Origin of the sequence: Streptacidiphilus carbonis (assembly GCF_000787775.1) — a bacterium.
GTDB lineage: Bacteria > Actinomycetota > Actinomycetes > Streptomycetales > Streptomycetaceae > Streptacidiphilus > Streptacidiphilus carbonis.
In genome coordinates this window covers 48,492-63,864 of the sequence record NZ_BBPM01000014.1, presented here as the reverse complement: position 1 = coordinate 63,864, position 15,373 = coordinate 48,492, and the positions used below count along the sequence as shown (strand labels likewise).

The 15,373-nt window shown below is 73.5% G+C and carries 14 protein-coding genes; 8 read left to right on the top strand and 6 right to left on the bottom strand.

Features of this window, described 5'->3' with window-relative positions:
- Positions 1-24 precede the first annotated feature (24 nt).
- The gene (locus tag TR46_RS13370; protein ID WP_042399198.1) at positions 25-1,062 is read right to left on the bottom strand and encodes a LacI family DNA-binding transcriptional regulator; all 1,038 of its coding nucleotides are present in this window, start codon (positions 1,060-1,062) and stop codon (positions 25-27) included.
- A 142-nt stretch (positions 1,063-1,204) separates the two neighbouring features.
- Between TR46_RS13370 and TR46_RS13365 the strand changes: the two genes are divergently transcribed.
- From TR46_RS13365 to TR46_RS13350, 4 genes are read left to right on the top strand one after another with little or no spacing between them, the layout of a single operon-like run.
- A complete protein-coding gene (locus TR46_RS13365) occupies positions 1,205-2,356 on the top strand; it encodes a Gfo/Idh/MocA family protein (RefSeq protein WP_042399196.1) in 1,152 nt (383 codons plus the stop codon).
- 7 nt (positions 2,357-2,363) lie between these two features.
- Positions 2,364-3,527, top strand: a complete 1,164-nt coding sequence (locus TR46_RS13360) for a dihydrodipicolinate synthase family protein (RefSeq protein ID WP_042399194.1) — start codon at positions 2,364-2,366, stop codon at positions 3,525-3,527.
- Entirely contained in the window at positions 3,524-4,399 is an 876-nt protein-coding gene (locus tag TR46_RS13355; RefSeq protein ID WP_439654357.1) for a sugar phosphate isomerase/epimerase family protein, read from the top strand. The genes TR46_RS13360 and TR46_RS13355 overlap by 4 nt, the downstream gene beginning before the upstream one ends.
- A gap of 2 nt (positions 4,400-4,401) precedes the next feature.
- Positions 4,402-5,499 (top strand): glycerate kinase, encoded by a 1,098-nt coding sequence (locus TR46_RS13350; protein WP_236655322.1) that lies wholly within the window; start codon positions 4,402-4,404, stop codon positions 5,497-5,499.
- 26 nt (positions 5,500-5,525) lie between these two features.
- On the opposite strand, the gene TR46_RS13345 is transcribed toward TR46_RS13350, so the two are convergent.
- The 3 genes from TR46_RS13345 to TR46_RS13335 all read right to left on the bottom strand — a co-directional run bounded on the left by TR46_RS13345 (position 5,526) and on the right by TR46_RS13335 (position 7,934).
- The gene (locus TR46_RS13345) at positions 5,526-6,707 is read right to left on the bottom strand and encodes a hypothetical protein (protein WP_042399187.1); all 1,182 of its coding nucleotides are present in this window, start codon (positions 6,705-6,707) and stop codon (positions 5,526-5,528) included.
- Between the two features lie 190 nt (positions 6,708-6,897).
- On the bottom strand, positions 6,898-7,335 hold the full coding sequence (locus TR46_RS13340; protein WP_042399451.1) for a phosphatase domain-containing protein: 438 nt from the start codon (positions 7,333-7,335) through the stop codon (positions 6,898-6,900).
- 41 nt (positions 7,336-7,376) lie between these two features.
- The gene (locus tag TR46_RS13335; protein ID WP_042399184.1) at positions 7,377-7,934 is read right to left on the bottom strand and encodes an ArsR/SmtB family transcription factor; all 558 of its coding nucleotides are present in this window, start codon (positions 7,932-7,934) and stop codon (positions 7,377-7,379) included.
- A gap of 100 nt (positions 7,935-8,034) precedes the next feature.
- Here TR46_RS13335 and TR46_RS13330 point away from each other — a divergent pair, with 100 nt between their 5' ends.
- Positions 8,035-8,982 carry a S41 family peptidase gene (locus TR46_RS13330; protein WP_042399181.1) on the top strand — a complete coding sequence of 316 codons (948 nt, stop codon included), beginning with the start codon at positions 8,035-8,037 and terminating at the stop codon, positions 8,980-8,982.
- A 133-nt stretch (positions 8,983-9,115) separates the two neighbouring features.
- Positions 9,116-11,239, top strand: coding sequence for an ArnT family glycosyltransferase (locus TR46_RS13325; RefSeq protein WP_152626451.1), 2,124 nt, complete (start codon positions 9,116-9,118; stop codon positions 11,237-11,239).
- A gap of 104 nt (positions 11,240-11,343) precedes the next feature.
- On the opposite strand, the gene nagB is transcribed toward TR46_RS13325, so the two are convergent.
- Positions 11,344-12,126 (bottom strand): glucosamine-6-phosphate deaminase, encoded by a 783-nt coding sequence (gene nagB, locus TR46_RS13320; RefSeq protein WP_042399178.1) that lies wholly within the window; start codon positions 12,124-12,126, stop codon positions 11,344-11,346.
- Positions 12,127-12,244: 118 nt separating this feature from the next.
- Positions 12,245-12,997 carry an AraC family transcriptional regulator gene (locus TR46_RS13315; RefSeq protein WP_042399174.1) on the bottom strand — a complete coding sequence of 251 codons (753 nt, stop codon included), beginning with the start codon at positions 12,995-12,997 and terminating at the stop codon, positions 12,245-12,247.
- 55 nt (positions 12,998-13,052) lie between these two features.
- Between TR46_RS13315 and TR46_RS13310 the strand changes: the two genes are divergently transcribed.
- Positions 13,053-14,252, top strand: coding sequence for an MFS transporter (locus TR46_RS13310; protein WP_042399171.1), 1,200 nt, complete (start codon positions 13,053-13,055; stop codon positions 14,250-14,252).
- 170 nt (positions 14,253-14,422) lie between these two features.
- A partial coding sequence (locus TR46_RS44215) for a LysM peptidoglycan-binding domain-containing protein (protein WP_042399167.1) occupies positions 14,423-15,373 on the top strand: 951 nt, incomplete at its 3' end.

Sequence of the window (15,373 nt, the reverse complement as noted above, 5' to 3'; positions counted from 1 at the left end):
ACGGCCAGCGCGGGTCAAGGGTGGTCACGGCGTCCCGGTGCTGGCCCGCAGGGTGGGCGCGACCGGCAGCCGCACCGTCCGGGCCGGGGCGGACGCGTCCTCGTCCTGTCGGCTCAGCGCCAGGCCGACCGCCTCCGCGCCCATCCGCTGAAGCGGCATCCCGACCGTGGTCAGCGCCGGGGCGAGGTCGGCCGCCAGCGGGATGTCGTCGAAGCCGGCCACGGCGATCCCGCCCGGGACGTCGATCCCGCGCTCGCGCAGCTCCGCCAGGACGCCGACCGCGCAGACGTCCGACAGCGCCAGTACCACCTCGGGACGCTCCTCGGCGCCAGGCAGTCGGCCGAGCAGTCGTCCGACCGCATCCCGCCCTCCGATCCGACTGAACTCGGTGCGCTCCTGCGGCATCTGATCGAGCGTCAGTCCAACCTCCGCCAGCGCGTCGGCCACACCGGCGAGCCGTTCCGCCGAGACCCGGAACCGTTCGGGTCCGGAGACCACGGCCAGCCGCCGGTATCCCTGCTCCAGCAGCGCCCGGGTGAGCGCCGCCGCGCCACCGCGGTTGTCGGGCAGCACGGTGTCGTACTCGGCCCCGTGGTCGGTCACGGCGGTGACGGCGCCGCCCTCCGCGCGGTAGAGCGCCAGCGCGGCGTCGATCGCGGCGGTGGCGGCGGGGTCGGTGTAACCGGAGCCGGCCAGCACGATCGCCCGGACCCGCTGGGCGTGCAGCATCCGGATGCAGCGCAGCTCGACTTCCGGGTCCCCGCCGGTGTTGAGCACCATGGTGAGCAGCCCGGCGTCGGCCGCGGTGTCGGTGGCGCCCTTGGCGAGTGCGCCGAAGTACGGGTCGGCGATGTCGTGCAGCAGCACCCCGATGGTCGCCGTGGTGGCCCTGGCCAGGGCCTGGGCCGGGGCGTTGGGGAGGTAGCCGAGCTCCTCGGCGCTGGCCCTGACCCGGGCGGCGAGCCCGTCGCCCACCGTGCGGGCCGAGCCGTTCAGGGCGCGGGAGGCCGTCGCCAGGGAGACCCCCGCATGACGGGCCACCTGGCCCAGGGTCACCGCCATGGTCGCACCACTCCGTTCCGGCCGGTCTCGGGTTCTCGCCGTGTGAGGGGAAGGCTACCGGGTCCCGGGCCCTTGACCTGCTCGGCCTTCCCGCTCTAGGTTCACCCTGGAAAGCGCTTTCCCGAGACCAGGAGGCACAGGGATGACCCGCAGGACGATCGGCATCGTGATGAACGGCGTGACCGGGAGGATGGGCTACCGCCAGCACCTGCTGCGCTCGATCCTGGCCATCCGGGAACAGGGCGGCCTGCCGCTCGACGACGACACCGTGCTCTGGCCCGAGCCGATCCTGGTCGGCCGCAGCGAGGCCCGGCTGCGGGCCCTGGCCGAGCGCCACGGTCTGGAGCGCTGGACCACCTCACTGGACGAGGCCCTGGCCGAACCGGTCACCGAGGTCTACTTCGACGCCCAGGTCACCCCGGCCCGGGAGAAGGCGCTCCGCACCGCCATCGCCGCCGGAAAGCACATCTACACCGAGAAGCCCACCGCCGAGTCGCTGGAGGGCGCGCTCGACCTGGCCCGGCTGGCCCGCGAGGCCGGGGTGCGCAACGGGGTGGTGCAGGACAAGCTCTTCCTGCCGGGGCTGCTGAAGCTGAAGCGCCTGGTCGACAGCGGCTTCTTCGGCCGGATCCTGTCGGTCCGGGGCGAGTTCGGCTACTGGGTGTTCGAGGGCGACTGGCAGTCGGCCCAGCGCCCCTCCTGGAACTACCGGGCCGAGGACGGCGGCGGCATGATCCTCGACATGTTCCCGCACTGGCGCTATGTGCTGGACGAGATCGTCGCCCCGGTCCGCTCGGTCTACGCGCACACCAGCACCCACATCCCGGAGCGGCGGGACGAGCAGGGCGGGGCCTACCGCGCCACTGCCGATGACGCCGCCTACGGCATCTTCGAGCTGGAGGGCGGCGTCATCGCGCAGATCAACTCCTCCTGGGCGGTCCGGGTGGACCGCGACGAGCTGGTCGAGTTCCAGGTGGACGGCACCGAGGGCAGCGCCGTCGCCGGCCTGCGCAACTGCCGCTACCAGCACCGGGTCGGCACCCCCAAGCCGGTGTGGAACCCGGATCTTCCGGCCACCGAGGACTTCCGCTCGCAGTGGCACCAGGTGCCGGACAACGAGGTGTACGACAACGGCTTCAAGGTGCAGTGGGAACTGTTCCTGCGCCACGTCGTCACCGGCTCCGACTACCGCTGGGACCTGCTGGAGGGCGCCAAGGGCGTGCAGCTCGCCGAGCTCGGGATGCGCTCCGCCCGCGAGGGCCGCCGCCTCGACGTCCCCGCGCTGGAGCTGTGAGCCCGCGATGACCTCCGCCACGACCTCAGCCACAACCTCCGCCACGGCCTCCGCCCCCTTCTCCTCGCGCACCGCCTACGCGGCCGCCCATGTGGTGGCCGACCCCTTCGGCGGCAACGCCCCCGGCGCGCCCGCGGCGGTGGACTGGGACGCCACCCTCGCCTTTCGTTGCCACCTCTGGTCGCTGGGCTTCGGCGTGGCCGACGCCATGGACACCGCCCAGCGCGGGATGGGCCTGGACTGGGCCGCCACCAGCGAGCTGATCGCCCGCAGCGGCGCCGAGGCCAGGGCCGTCGGCGGCCTGCTGGCCTGCGGCGCCGGAACCGACCACCTGCCGCCGGTGCCGGCAGCGGGCTCGGGCGGCGCCCCTGCCGTCTCCACGGCCGGTCCCGCCGCCGGCCTCGCCGCCGTGCGGGCGGGCTACGAGCAGCAGATCGAGGCGGTCGAGGCCGCCGGGGCCCGGGTGATCCTGATGGCGAGCCGTCAGCTCGCCGCCACCGCCCGCGGACCCGAGGACTACCACCGGGTCTACGGCGCCCTGCTGGCGCAGACCCGGGAGCCGGTGATCCTGCACTGGCTCGGCACCATGTTCGACCCGGCCCTCGACGGATACTGGGCCGGACCCGGCGCCGACCTCGACGCGGCGGCCGACAGCGTGCTCACACTGATCAAGGAGCACGCCGATCGGATCGACGGCATCAAGGTCTCACTGCTGGACGCCGACCGCGAGACCGCCCTGCGGGCCGCCCTGCCGCCCGGCGTCCGCCTCTACACCGGCGACGACTTCCACTACCCGGAGCTGATCCGGAGCGGCAGCGACGCCCTGCTCGGCGTGTTCGACCCGATCGCCGTCCCGGCCGCCGCGGCACTGCGCGCCCTGGACGCGGGCGACACCGGGCGCTACGAGGAACTGCTCGCCCCCACCGTCCCGCTGGCCCGGCACCTCTTCGCCGCGCCGACCTTCCACTACAAGACCGGCATCGTCTTCCTGGCCTGGCTGACCGGCCATCAGGACCACTTCGGCATGGTCGCCGGCGCGCAGAGCGGACGTTCGGCCGTCCACCTGCTGGAGCTGCACCGGCTCGCCCTGGCTGCCGGGATCATCCAGGACGAGGACCTGGCCGCGGCCCGGCTGCGGCAGTACTGCGACGTGATGGGAGTCCGGCAGTGAGCAGCGGTACTTCAGTGGGCAGCGGTACTTCAGCGGGCAACGGTACGTCTTCGGGCCCGGCCGGCATCGAGCGCCTCTCGCTCAACCAGATCACCACCCGTGGCTGGACCCTGGCTGAGGCCGTACGCGGCTGCGCCGAGGCGGGCATCGGCGGGATCGGCCTCTGGCGCGACAAGGTCGCGGAGGCGGGCGGCCCGGTCGCCGCCGCCAAGCTGGTCCAGGACGCCGGACTGGCCGTCAGCAGCCTCTGCCGGGGCGGGTTCTTCACCAGCCCGGGGGCGGTCCAGGACAACCGCCGCGCCGTCGAGGAGGCCGCCGCCCTCGGCACCGACACCCTGGTGCTGGTCTGCGGCGGACTGCCGGAGGGCAGCCGCGACCTGGTCGGCGCCCGCGAACAGGTCCGGGACGTGCTGGGCGAGTTGGCGCCCTTCGCGGGCGAGCACGGGGTGCGGTTGGCGGTGGAGCCGCTGCACCCGATGTTCTGCGCCGACCGCGCCGTGGTGTCCACCCTGGGCCAGGCCCTGGACCTGGCCGGGCAGTTCCCGCTGGAGCAGGTCGGCGTGGTGGTCGACAGCTACCACGTCTGGTGGGATCCGGACCTGTACCGGCAGATCGCCCGCGCCGGCGCGCGGATCGCGGCCTACCAGGTCTGCGACTGGACCCTGCCGCTGCCCGCCGACGCCCTGCTGGGGCGCGGCCATGTCGGCGACGGTGTGATCGACTTCCCGCCGCTCAGCCGGGCGGTGGCCGCGGCCGGCTACACCGGGTGGATCGAGGTGGAGCTGTTCAACCAGGAGGTCTGGGACACACCGGGAGAACTGACTCTGCGTCGCATGATCGAACGCCATCTGGCCCATGTGGCAATGCCGTGAGAGTGGTCATCGCCCCTGACTCCTTCAAGGGCACCGTCACCGCCGCCGGGGCCGCCCGGGCCCTGGCCGAGGGCTGGCGGCGGGTCAGGCCGCAGGACGTCCTGCGGCTGCTGCCGCTCGCGGACGGCGGCGAGGGCACCCTCGCCGCCGTGCTCCAGGCCCGCCCCGGTGCGGTCACCGAGTCCGTGCCGGACTCCACCGGCCCGGACGGGCGGCCGGTCACCGGCCGTTACGCGCTGCTGCCCGACGGTACGGCGGTGGTCGAACTGGCCACCGCCAGCGGTCTTCCGCTGCTCACCGAACCGGATCCGCTGGGAGCGACCACTCGGGGCACCGGCGAGACCATCGCCGCCGCGCTGGACCGCGGGGCCGAGCGGCTGGTCGTCGCCGTCGGCGGTTCGGCGTCCACCGACGGCGGCACGGGCCTGCTCAGGGCCCTCGGCCTGGAGCTGTACGACGGTCTGGGCCGACCGCTGCCCGACGGCGGGGGAGCGCTGGTACGGGCCGCGAGCCTCGACCGCTCGCGGCTGCGGGCAGCACCGCCCGGCGGCGTCCAGGTGCTCACGGACGTGGTCAACCCGCTGCTCGGCCCGGACGGGGCGGCCGCCGTCTACGGCCCGCAGAAGGGCGCCGACCCCGAGCAGATCGCCCAGCTGGAGCGAGGGCTGGCCCGGCTGGCCGAGCTGTTGGGCGGCGACGCGTCGGCCCCCGGCTCGGGGGCGGCCGGCGGCACCGGCTACGGGCTGCGCGCGGGCTGGGGGGCTGAGCTGGTTCCCGGTGCCTCGGCGATCGCCGAACTGCTGGAGCTGGACGCCGAGTTGGCTTCCGCTGATCTGGTGATCAGCGGAGAGGGCTGCTACGACGCGACCAGTCTGCAGGGCAAGGTCGTCGGCGAGGTCGCCCGCCGGGCCGGGGCGGCCGGGGTCCCGCTGGCGGTGGTGGCCGGAGCCGCGGCGGCCGACGCCGCGAACCTGGCTGCGCCGACGCCCGTTCGGCTGCTGACGCTCACTCAACTGGCCGGCTCCCGGCAGCGGGCCGTGGCCGAGGCGACCCGCTGGCTGGGTGAGGCCGGTGCCGGACTTGCCACCCGGCACCGGTAGCGGCGGAAGGTTCGGCAGCGGATGGCTCAGCCGCCGAGCGGGCCGCCGCTGCCGTCGGAGCTGCCCGCGCCCATTCCCTTGAGCATGTCCTGGATCACGCCGGACGTCAGCTCGGTGGCACCGGCCGGTGCGGTGGTCGGCGCGGCCTGGGTGTCGAAGGACAGCGACAGCGGCAGGTGCTGGTCCGCAGTGCCCTTGGGGTTCAGCTGCCAGACGTCCAGGGACAGCTTGGACAGCGAGCCGTCGTTGTTGATGTAGACGTCCGCGCTCATCGACTTGTCCGGGACGGAGGTCGGCGCGGCGGTCGGGAAGCTGCTGCCGATCGTGGGGACGTCCTTGACGATCGGCTCGACCGCGTTCTGGATGTCGGCGACGAGCTTGCGCGCGGGGGCCGTCACCACGATGTGGTCCTTGCCGTCCTGGGTGCCCTTGTCGTCCAGCGTCACATCGACGGTGAACACCCCGGTGAGCGCCTTGACCAGCTTGTTCTGGTCGCCGCTGCTCAGGCTGGGCAGGGCGGAGGGGGAAGGGGCAGCCGTCGTCCCGCCGCCGCCCAGGCTCTTGGTGAGGCCCGACAGCTGCTTGGGGTCGATCGACACCCACCTGCCGTTGACCAGGTCCTTCACCGCGTTGTAGGCCGACGGCAGTTGGGCGACACCGGACTTCATCCCGGAGATCCCGCCGGCCAGGCTCTTGTCGCTGCTGCCGAGCTTGGAGAGCTCGTCCAGGTCGACCCGCAGGTAGTCCTTGCTGTTGACCACGCGCAGCTCGAACAGCGGCTTGGCGTCGCCACCGTGCAGTTCCAGGGCGAAGTTGAGGCCCGGGTCGAGCCGGCCGCCGCTGCCGGCCTTCGCGGAGTCCAGCACGTCCTTGAGCGGCTTGTCCGCGCTCATGGTGATCGAGGCGCCGAGCCCGGCCAGGTTCTTGGCGTCCTGTGCGGTCATCGCATCGGACTTGCTCTCGTCGCCGGCTGCGATCTCGGCCTTGTCCAGGGCGAGCAGTTGGTCGGCCGTGGCGTCCAGGCTGAACTTCACCGACAGCGACTTGCTCTCACCGAGCTTGTCGAAGGCCGTGCTGACCTTCGCCCCGGCGCTGAGCTGCTTGGCGGCGCCACAGGCGGCGACGCCGCCGGCGAGTGCGACGGTGCAGGCGAGAACCAGGGCTGCCTGGCGGGTCCGAGTGATGGCGTACTCCTTGCGGTGTGTCATCCGCCGAGCACATCGGCAGATAATCGTTCGGGCTCGACCATAGCGGCTCTCGAACACACTTTCCTCACGTCGAGTCCATATCGCAATCACCTGGATACTCGCGGTGACTGTTATGGGTGGGGAATGCCCGAGATATCCGCCTGGCCGCCCCTTTGACGGTCCGACACGGGCTCAGTGCCGGGGCGGCCCTTCAGGGCTGCCCGTCGAAGCGGCGGACGAAGGTGCGCTGCCAGGGGGTTTCCACTGCGTTGGCCGCGTAGTGGGTGCGGACGTAGGCGACGGCTTCGTGGGCCGGGACGCCGTCGAGGACGGCGAGGCAGGCGAGTGCGGTGCCGGTGCGGCCGCGGCCGCCGCCGCAGGCGAGTTCGACGCGCTGGGTCGCGGCACGGGACCAGGCCTCGCGCAGGGCCTCGGCGGTCGCCGCCCGGTCGGCGGGCAGCCGGAAGTCGGGCCAGCGGAGCCACCGCGCCTCCCAGTCGACCCGGGGCGGCTGACGGCCCAGCAGGTAGAGCGCGAACTCGGGCAGCGGCCCGGCCGGGAGCGGGCGCCGCAACCCCCGCCCGCGAACGAGCCGTCCCGAGGGAAGCTGCAGCACCCCTATGCCGTCGGGGTCCCAGGCGGCGGGCATGGGCTCGTTCAGGGCCTCGGCTTCTGTCTCCTCCATGCGCATCACTCCTTTGCGGTGGCCGGGGCCCCGGCCGTTCCCGGCAGCCCCTGTTCGTAGAGCGCGACCAGGACGCCGTGCACCGGGTCGTCCGGTCCCGCCTCCTCGGTGTTCTCCACCAGCCGCTCCAGCTCCGCGCTCAGGGCCTTGGCCTGGGCCGTCGTCAGGCGGACGTGGCGGAGGATCAGCAGCGGGTCGCTGGTCGTGGTCCGGTCGAGTTCCTCGGCGACCGCGTCGAACATCGCGGCGGTGGCGGCGGCCTGGTGGCCGGCGAAGGTCATCCGGCGGGCGGTGCGCTGGTAGTACTGCTCGGTGCCGCCCCGCACCTGGCGGGTCTCCACCACCCGCACCATCCCGGCGTCGCGCAGCACCCGCAGGTGGTGGGCGACGTTGCCCTTCTGGGCGCCGAGCGCGGTGGCGAGCTGGCTCATGGTGGCGCGGCGGGCCAGGGCGAAGAGCAGCCGTTGCCGCAGTGGGTGCGAGAGGGCTTTGAACTGGACCGCGCTGTCGACCTCCAGCAGTTCCTCGGGGGGTGGCAGGTCGCGGGTCGGCAAGGGCTCCATGGGTCAAGTGTCTACGGCTCTTGACGCTTTTTCAAGGGCCGTGCTCTACTCCTGCTGTCAGCACCACCGACTCACAGCCGGAACACACACGGGGGTCTCCATGTCCGCGCTCGACACCGATCGAATCATCACCGACACCGCCAAGCTGATAGCCGAGCACTATGTGTTCCCCGAGATCGCCGAGCAGCTGTCCGCGCTGCTCGCGGAGCGCCTGGCGGCCGGCCGCTATGCCGCCGCCGGGACCGCGCAGGAGCTGGGCGCCCTGGTCACCGAGGACCTGCAGTCCGTCAACGGCGACCGCCATCTGCGGCTGCAGTTCCACGCGGACGAGATCCCCGCGGAGCCCGGCGGCGCGGTGCTGGCCGAGCTGACCCGGGAGGCCGACGGCTCCATGAACGGGGTGCCGCTGATCCAGCGGCTGGACGGCGGGGTGGCGCTGCTGGAGCTGGCGCCGATCATCTTCCCGATGCAGCTGAAGGACGGCGCCACCGGCGAGACCCTGCGCGCCGCGCTCAACCTGGTCGCCTCCGCCGAGGCGCTGATCATCGACCTGCGCCGGAACCGCGGCGGCAGCCCGGAGAGCGTCGCCTTCGTCTGCGGCTACCTGCTGGACGAGTCCACCCACCTGAACACCAACTACCTGCGCGACGGCGACACCTACGTCCAGTCCTGGTCGCTGCCCTACGTCCCCGGCGCCCGCTTCGGCGGCCGCAAGCCGCTCTACATCCTGACCAGCGGCACCAGCTTCTCCGGCGCCGAGGAGCTGGCCTACGACCTGCAGCAGCTCGGCCGGGCCGTCGTGGTCGGCGAGCGCAGCCGGGGCGGCGCGCACCCGCGCGAGGGCTACACGGTCCACCCGCACCTGGAGGCGACCATCCCGACCGGACGCTCCATCAACCCCGTGTCCGGGACCGACTGGGAGGGCGTCGGCGTGCAGCCCGACATCGAGGTCCCGGCGGCCGAGGCGCTGGAGCGGGCCTACCGCGAGGCGCTGGCCGCGCTCGCGGAGGGCCGGGAAGCCGCACAGGCGGCACCGGTCACCGCCTGAACCCGGCGAGTCTGTGAGCCGGGCAAACGGAACCCCTCTTCCGCGTCAAGGAATCACCATATTTGCCTGGTAAGTCCGGATTGGCAGTGTCGCGCGCCGGGGCCCCGGATCGGGCCCCGGCAGACTCCGGGCCATGGCAACGATCGCGACGAGCAAGGCCGTCCCCGCCCCCCGCACCGAGGCTGCACCGCAACCCCGCTACGCCCGCCCCGCCCTGATACTCGTCACCGCCGTCGCGGCACTGCTCTACGCCTGGAACATCGACCGGAGCAGCTACCACCCCTTCTACGCCGACGCCGTGCGCAGCATGGCGGGGAGCTGGAAGGCGTTCGTCTACGGGTCCTTCGATCCGGGCAACACGATCACCCTGGACAAGCTCCCGGGCTTTCTGTGGCCGCAGGCCCTCTCGGCCCGCATCTTCGGCTTCCATGCCTGGGCGCTGACGCTGCCCCAGGTCATCGAGGGCGTGCTCAGCGTGCTGGTGCTGCACCGGACGGTCCGCCGCTGGGCCGGGGTGAACGCCGCGCTGCTCGCGGCCGCGCTGTTCACCCTCACCCCTGTGCTCGCCGGACTGTTCCGCACCGCCGTCGAGGAACCCGCGTTCACCCTGCTCCTGCTGCTCGCCGCGGACGCCGCCCAGCGCGCCGCCCGCGACGCCCGGCTGCGGTCGCTGCTGCTGGCCGGGGCCTGGGTCGGGCTGGCGTTCCAGGCCAAGATGCTGGAGGCCTTCGCCGTACTGCCGGCGCTGGCGCTGGTGTACGGGCTGTCCGCGCCGGCGGCGCTGCGCCGCAGACTGGTCCACCTCGGACTGGCCGGTGCGGTGACCCTGGCGGTGTCGGTGTCCTGGATGCTGCTGGTGACGCTCACCCCGGCGCAGGACCGCCCCTATGTGGACGGCAGCACCGACAACTCGGCGGTGAGCATGGTCGTCGGCTACAACTTCCTCAGCCGCTTCGCGTCGGTGGGCATCAACGCCGACGACACCGGCAGTGTGCCGACGCTGCGCGGCCCCGGGGGATCCGGCGCCAAGGGGGCCTCGGCAGCTCACGGCGCCGATGCAGCCGGTGGAGTCCACGGCGCCCAGAGCCGGGCCCACGGCGGCAGCCGCGGCGGAAGGGGCGACGGCGGGTGGACGAAGCTGGTGGCCGGGCCGCTGGCCTCGCAGACCGGCTGGTTCTACCCGCTCGCCGTCGCCACCCTGCTCCTCGGGTTCCACCGGCGCCGTCGAGCCCCGCGCACCGACGCACTCCGGGCCGGACTGCTGCTCTGGGGAACCTGGTTCGCGGTGTTCTTCCTGGTCCTCAGTGCCGGAAGCGTCGACGGGCACACCTACTACCTGGGCGTCGTGGCCGCCCCGCTCGCCGCACTGGGCGGCACCGGGCTGGTGCTGCTGTGGCGCGCCCACCGGCGCGGCGGCGCGGCCGGCTGGGCGCTGCCCGCCACCGTGGCCGCGACGGCCGGCTGGGGCGCGTGGCTGACGCATGACTACCCGACCTTCCTGCCCCTGCTCGTCCCCGCCACGCTGCTGGTCGGCCTGGTCTCGGTGCTGCTGCTGGCCCTGCCGCTGGTCCTGCCGGCGCCGGGCCGCGTGCGCCGCTTCGGCCCGCTGGTCGCGGCGGGGTTCGGGGTCGGGCTGGTGGCGATGCTGGCCGCGCCGGCCGCCTGGAGCGCGTCCGTGCTCGACCCGGCCTACGGGCACTCGGGGATGGGCGCGGTCGGGCCACCGGCCCGGCGGATGTGGGGCTTCCAGCCAGACCGGGCCGAGCAGGGCGAAACCGGCTCGGATCCGGCGATGGCGGCCTTCGCCGCGGTGATGCGCGGCTCGGGCACGCTGACGGCCGGTCAGCAGGCGCTGCTCGGCTACGCCGAGGCCCATCGGGACGGCGCCCGCTATCTCTTCGCCGCCAACAGCTGGGCGCTGGCCTCCCCGTACATCCTGGCCGCCGACGCCCCGGTGCTGCCCATCGGCGGTTTCACCAACCAGGCGCCGTCGCCGTCGCTGGCCTCGCTGAAGCGGCAGGTCGGCACGGGTGAGCTGGGCTATGTCCTGCTCGGCGACCGGCCGACGGGCTTCGGCGGAGGCGGCGGCACAGGCGGGGGCGGAGGCAAGGGCGGCGGCGACTCGGCCACGGCCGGCACCGTCGCCGCCCGGGCGACCCGCTGGGTCACCGCCGACTGCTCCGCCGTCCCGCCCGCCGCCTATGGCGGAGGCGTGGCCGGCAGCACGCTGTACCACTGCCCCCGCACCGCCGGCTGAGGATCCGTCAGCACGAGGAGCCGCCCCGTCCCGGGGTGTCGGGGGCGGGGCGGCCGTCGGTGCGTATTCGAGGGGTCCGCTGCGGTGCTTCGGGCGACGGTCCGTCAGATGGACTGCCAGCTGGGCTTGGCGGCCCAGGTCGCGCGGAAGTAGTCGGCGAGCTTGAGGCGGGAGGCGGCGGCCTCGTCGACGACCACGGTCGCGTGCGGGTGCAGCTGCAGCGCCGAGGCGGGGACCACGGCGGAGACCGGGCCCTCCACGGTGAGTGCCACCGCGTCGGCCTTGCCCTCGCCGGTGGCCAGCAGCACCAGGTGGCGGGCCTCCAGGATGGTGCCGATGCCCTGGGTGATGACGTGGTGCGGGACCTCGTCCAGGTTGTCGAAGAAGCGGGCGTTGTCCACCCTGGTCCGCTCGGTCAGCGTCTTGATCCGGGTCCGCGAGGCCAGCGAGGAGCAGGGCTCGTTGAAGCCGATGTGGCCGTCGGTGCCGATTCCCAGCAGCTGCAGGTCCACACCGCCGGCCGCGGCCAGGGCGCGGTCGTAGGCGAAGCAGGCGGCGGCGATGTCGTCGGCGCTGCCGTCCGGGCCCATGAAGGAGGACTCGGTCAGCCCCAGCGGCTCGACGACCTCGCGCAGCACCACCGAGCGGTAGGACTCGGGGTGGCCCTTGGGCAGGCCGACGTACTCGTCCAGCTGGCAGATCCGGGCCCGGCTGACGTCCAGGTCGGTGCCGCGGACCTTGGCCGCCAGCGCCTCGTAGATCGGCAGCGGGGTGGAGCCGGTGGCCACCCCGAGCAGGGCGTCGGGCTTGCGGGTCAGCAGGTCGGCGATCGCCGTCGCGATGAGCTCGCCGCCGGCGGCGGCGTCCGGAACGATCACAATTTCCATGCTGGTCCCATCACAGTCGGGGCAGGGTCAAAAAGAGCATTGTGGTATAGACCAATTTTAGCAGAAAACAGGCCGCCTCGCTCCCCGGGACATCCGTCCGGGACGTGACCGCTCGGGGTCAGAACTGGCCGGCCTCGCGTCGGTAGCGCCCGGGCGTGGTGCCGAAGGCGTGCCGGAACGACTCGACGAAGGCGCTGGTGCCGCTGTAGCCGCAGGCGGTCGCGGTGGAGGTGACCGAGGCTCCGGTGGCCAGCAGTCCGAGGGAGTGGTGCAGTCGCAGCTGGGTGCGCCACTGAGGGAAGGTCATCGCGGTGTGCTCGCGGAACAGCCGGCTGAGGGTGCGCTCGCCGGCGCCCACCGCCGCGCCGAACTCGGCCAGGGTGCGCTGGTCGGACGGGTCGGCCAGGAGCAGTTCGGTGATGTCCCGCAGCCGGGGGTCGGCGGGGGAGGGCAGGTGCAGCGGCAGCGCGCGCACCCGGCGCAGCTGGTCAAGCGCCACCCGCTCCAGATTGGCCCGCGCCTGCCCGTCGGCGTCGGGGTCCTCGATCAGTGCGGTGATCACCTCGCGCAGCAGGGGGCCGACCGCGACCACGGTCGGCTGGTCCACCCGCAGCGGGTTGACCGCGGCGTCGAAGACCAGGTTGTACATCCGGGTGGGCCCGAGCGCCTGGTGGGCGTGCGGCACCCCGGCCGGCACCCAGACCGCGCGGTGCGGCGGCACCACCCAGGCGCCGAGCCCGGTCGATACCTGGAGCACCCCGGACCGCGGGTAGATCAGCTGGTGGACGTCGTGGTCGTGCCACTCGACCCGTTCGCGGCGGGTGAGCGACGTCAGGGTCGGGCCGGGCAGGGCAAGGCGGGTTACCGACACAGGTCGGCAGAATACCGATAGCCCGCACCGGGGTGCGAACGAAATCCTGGGGTGCATGCAGAGTTCTCCCGCTCCGACCCGCCCCGTCACACCCGCCGCGACCGGGCCTGCGCCGACCGGTTGGCGGCGGATGCGCCTCTGGGGCGCAGCCCACGCCGTCGACGACCTCTACCAGGGCCTGGTGCCCGCGAGCGTGCCCTACTTCGTACTGGACCGGCACTACGGCTATGTCGCCGCAGCCGGGCTCACCATGGCGGCCACGCTGGGCAGTTCGGTGCCGCAGCCGTTCGTCGGGGTACTGGTGGACCGGCTGCGGCCCAGCTGGCTGGCGGCAGCCGGGGTCGGGCTGGCGGGCGTCGGGCTCGGACTGTCGGGGCTGGCGCCGATGTATCCGGCGGTATGGACGCTGATCCTGCTCTCCGGGCTAGGCGTGGCCATGTTCCACCCGGCGGCGGGACGTTCGGCCCGGGAGGCGGCCGGCGACAGCGCCGGGGCGATGGGCGTCTTCGCCGCCGGCGGCAGCGTGGGCTTCTTCCTGGCCCCGGTGCTGGCCACCCCGGCCCTGGTGGCCTGGGGCGTGGGAGCCACCGCGCTGTTCATCCCGCCGGCCGTGCTGATGGCCTTCGCCCTGCTGCGCAACCGCCGCCGGCACAGCGAACTCACCGCGGGAGCCCCGGCCAGGACCGGCCGCGACCAGTGGAGACCGTTCCTGGTGCTGACCGCGATCGAGGTGGTCCGCTCGGTCGCCTTCTTCGGCGTCAACACCTTCATCGAGCTGTACTGGCTGCGTGAGCTGCACACCGGCCGCGCGCTGGCGGGAACGGCACTGGCCTGCTTCCTGGGCGGCGGGGTGCTGGGCACCCTGCTCGGCGGCCGGATCGCCGACCGGGTCGGCATGGTCCGCACCGTGCAACTGGGCGGCGTACTGGCCGTCCCGCTGCTGGTCGGGCTGCGGCTGACCCCGGGCGGAGTGCTGCCGCTGCTGTTCGCGCTGCTGTCCGGGGCCGCCCTCAACATCCCCTTCGCGGTACTGGTCAAGCTGGGGCAGGACTACCTGCCCTCGCGCCCGGGCACCGCCGCCGGGGTCACCCTCGGACTGGCCGTCAGCATCGGTGGCCTGATCTCCCCGGCCTTCGGCGTCCTCGCCGACGCGCACGGCCCGCAGGCTGTGCTCGCGGTCATCTGCGCGGTACCGGCGCTGGCGCTGGTCCTCGGCCTCTTCCTGCGCGAGCCCGACGCATCGGTGAGCGACTGATGCGCCGGCGCGGGGACGGCGCCGCTGTTCGCAGCCGGCCGGCGGGTCCCTTCCATCACTCGGAGGCTGCTGTTCAGCCATTGGACCGTCATGTCCCCTACCGATCACAGTGACGAGGCGTCACTCTAGGTGTCAGGCGTGCCGCGTCGGCGCGCCCGAGGGGGAGGGCCATGGGCCCGCAGTCGCGCGACGCCGCTCCCGCCTCCGCCTCCGCCGCCAGGCGGACCCCGCGGCGGCGGCACGGCGCGCTGCCCGGATGGCGGTCCACGCTGGTACGCGGCTGCGCCGGACTGGTGCTGCTGCCGGCCCTGCTGGTCGGCCTGCCGCTGGTGCTGCTCTACGGGACGCTGGCGCTGTCCCGCGGCGGCGGGCCGTTCGGCGGCGCGGGCCCCGGAGCGTTGCTGAGCGCCCCGGACCAGGGGCAGTTGCTGGTCTGGGTGCTGGCCGCGATCGGCTGGCTGGCCTGGGCGGCGTTCGCCCTCGGTGTACTGGTCGAGCTTGCCGCCAGGATCAGCGGACGCGTCCCGCGCCGGCTCCCGGCACTGGGCTGGTCGCAGCGGTCCGCCGCAGCGCTGCTCGGCGCCTTGTTCGCGCTGCTCCCGGCCGGGGGAGCGCTGGCGGCGTCGCTTCCGGCGCCGGCGGTCGCGACGGCGGGGGCGGCGCCGGGTTCTGTGCCCGTCGGGAACGCGCCGATCGGGAACGGCGGGGCGGCGGCTGCCGCCGCTACCGTCCACACCGTCCAAGCCGTCCGCCCGGCCGAGACGCTGTGGTCGATCGCCGAGTCCCGGCTCGGCAGCGGCGGACGTTGGCAGGAGATAGCCCGGCTCAACCAGGGCCGGGTGATGGACGCGACCGGCACCGTCTTCCGGGCGGACGCACCCCTCTCGCCCGGCTGGCGGTTGGCGATGCCGGCGGATTCGGCGACGAAGCCCGCATCCTCGGCGACGGACACGGTGACGGTGCATCAGGGCGACACGCTCAGCGGAATCGCCGACGAGCACCGTGTCAGCGGCGGCTGGGAATCCGTCTACGCCGCGAACCGGCAGGTCATCGGTGCCGACCCGGATGTGATCCAGCCGGGGGAGCAGCTAAGGCTCCCCGGGACTCCCGCCCCCACTCAC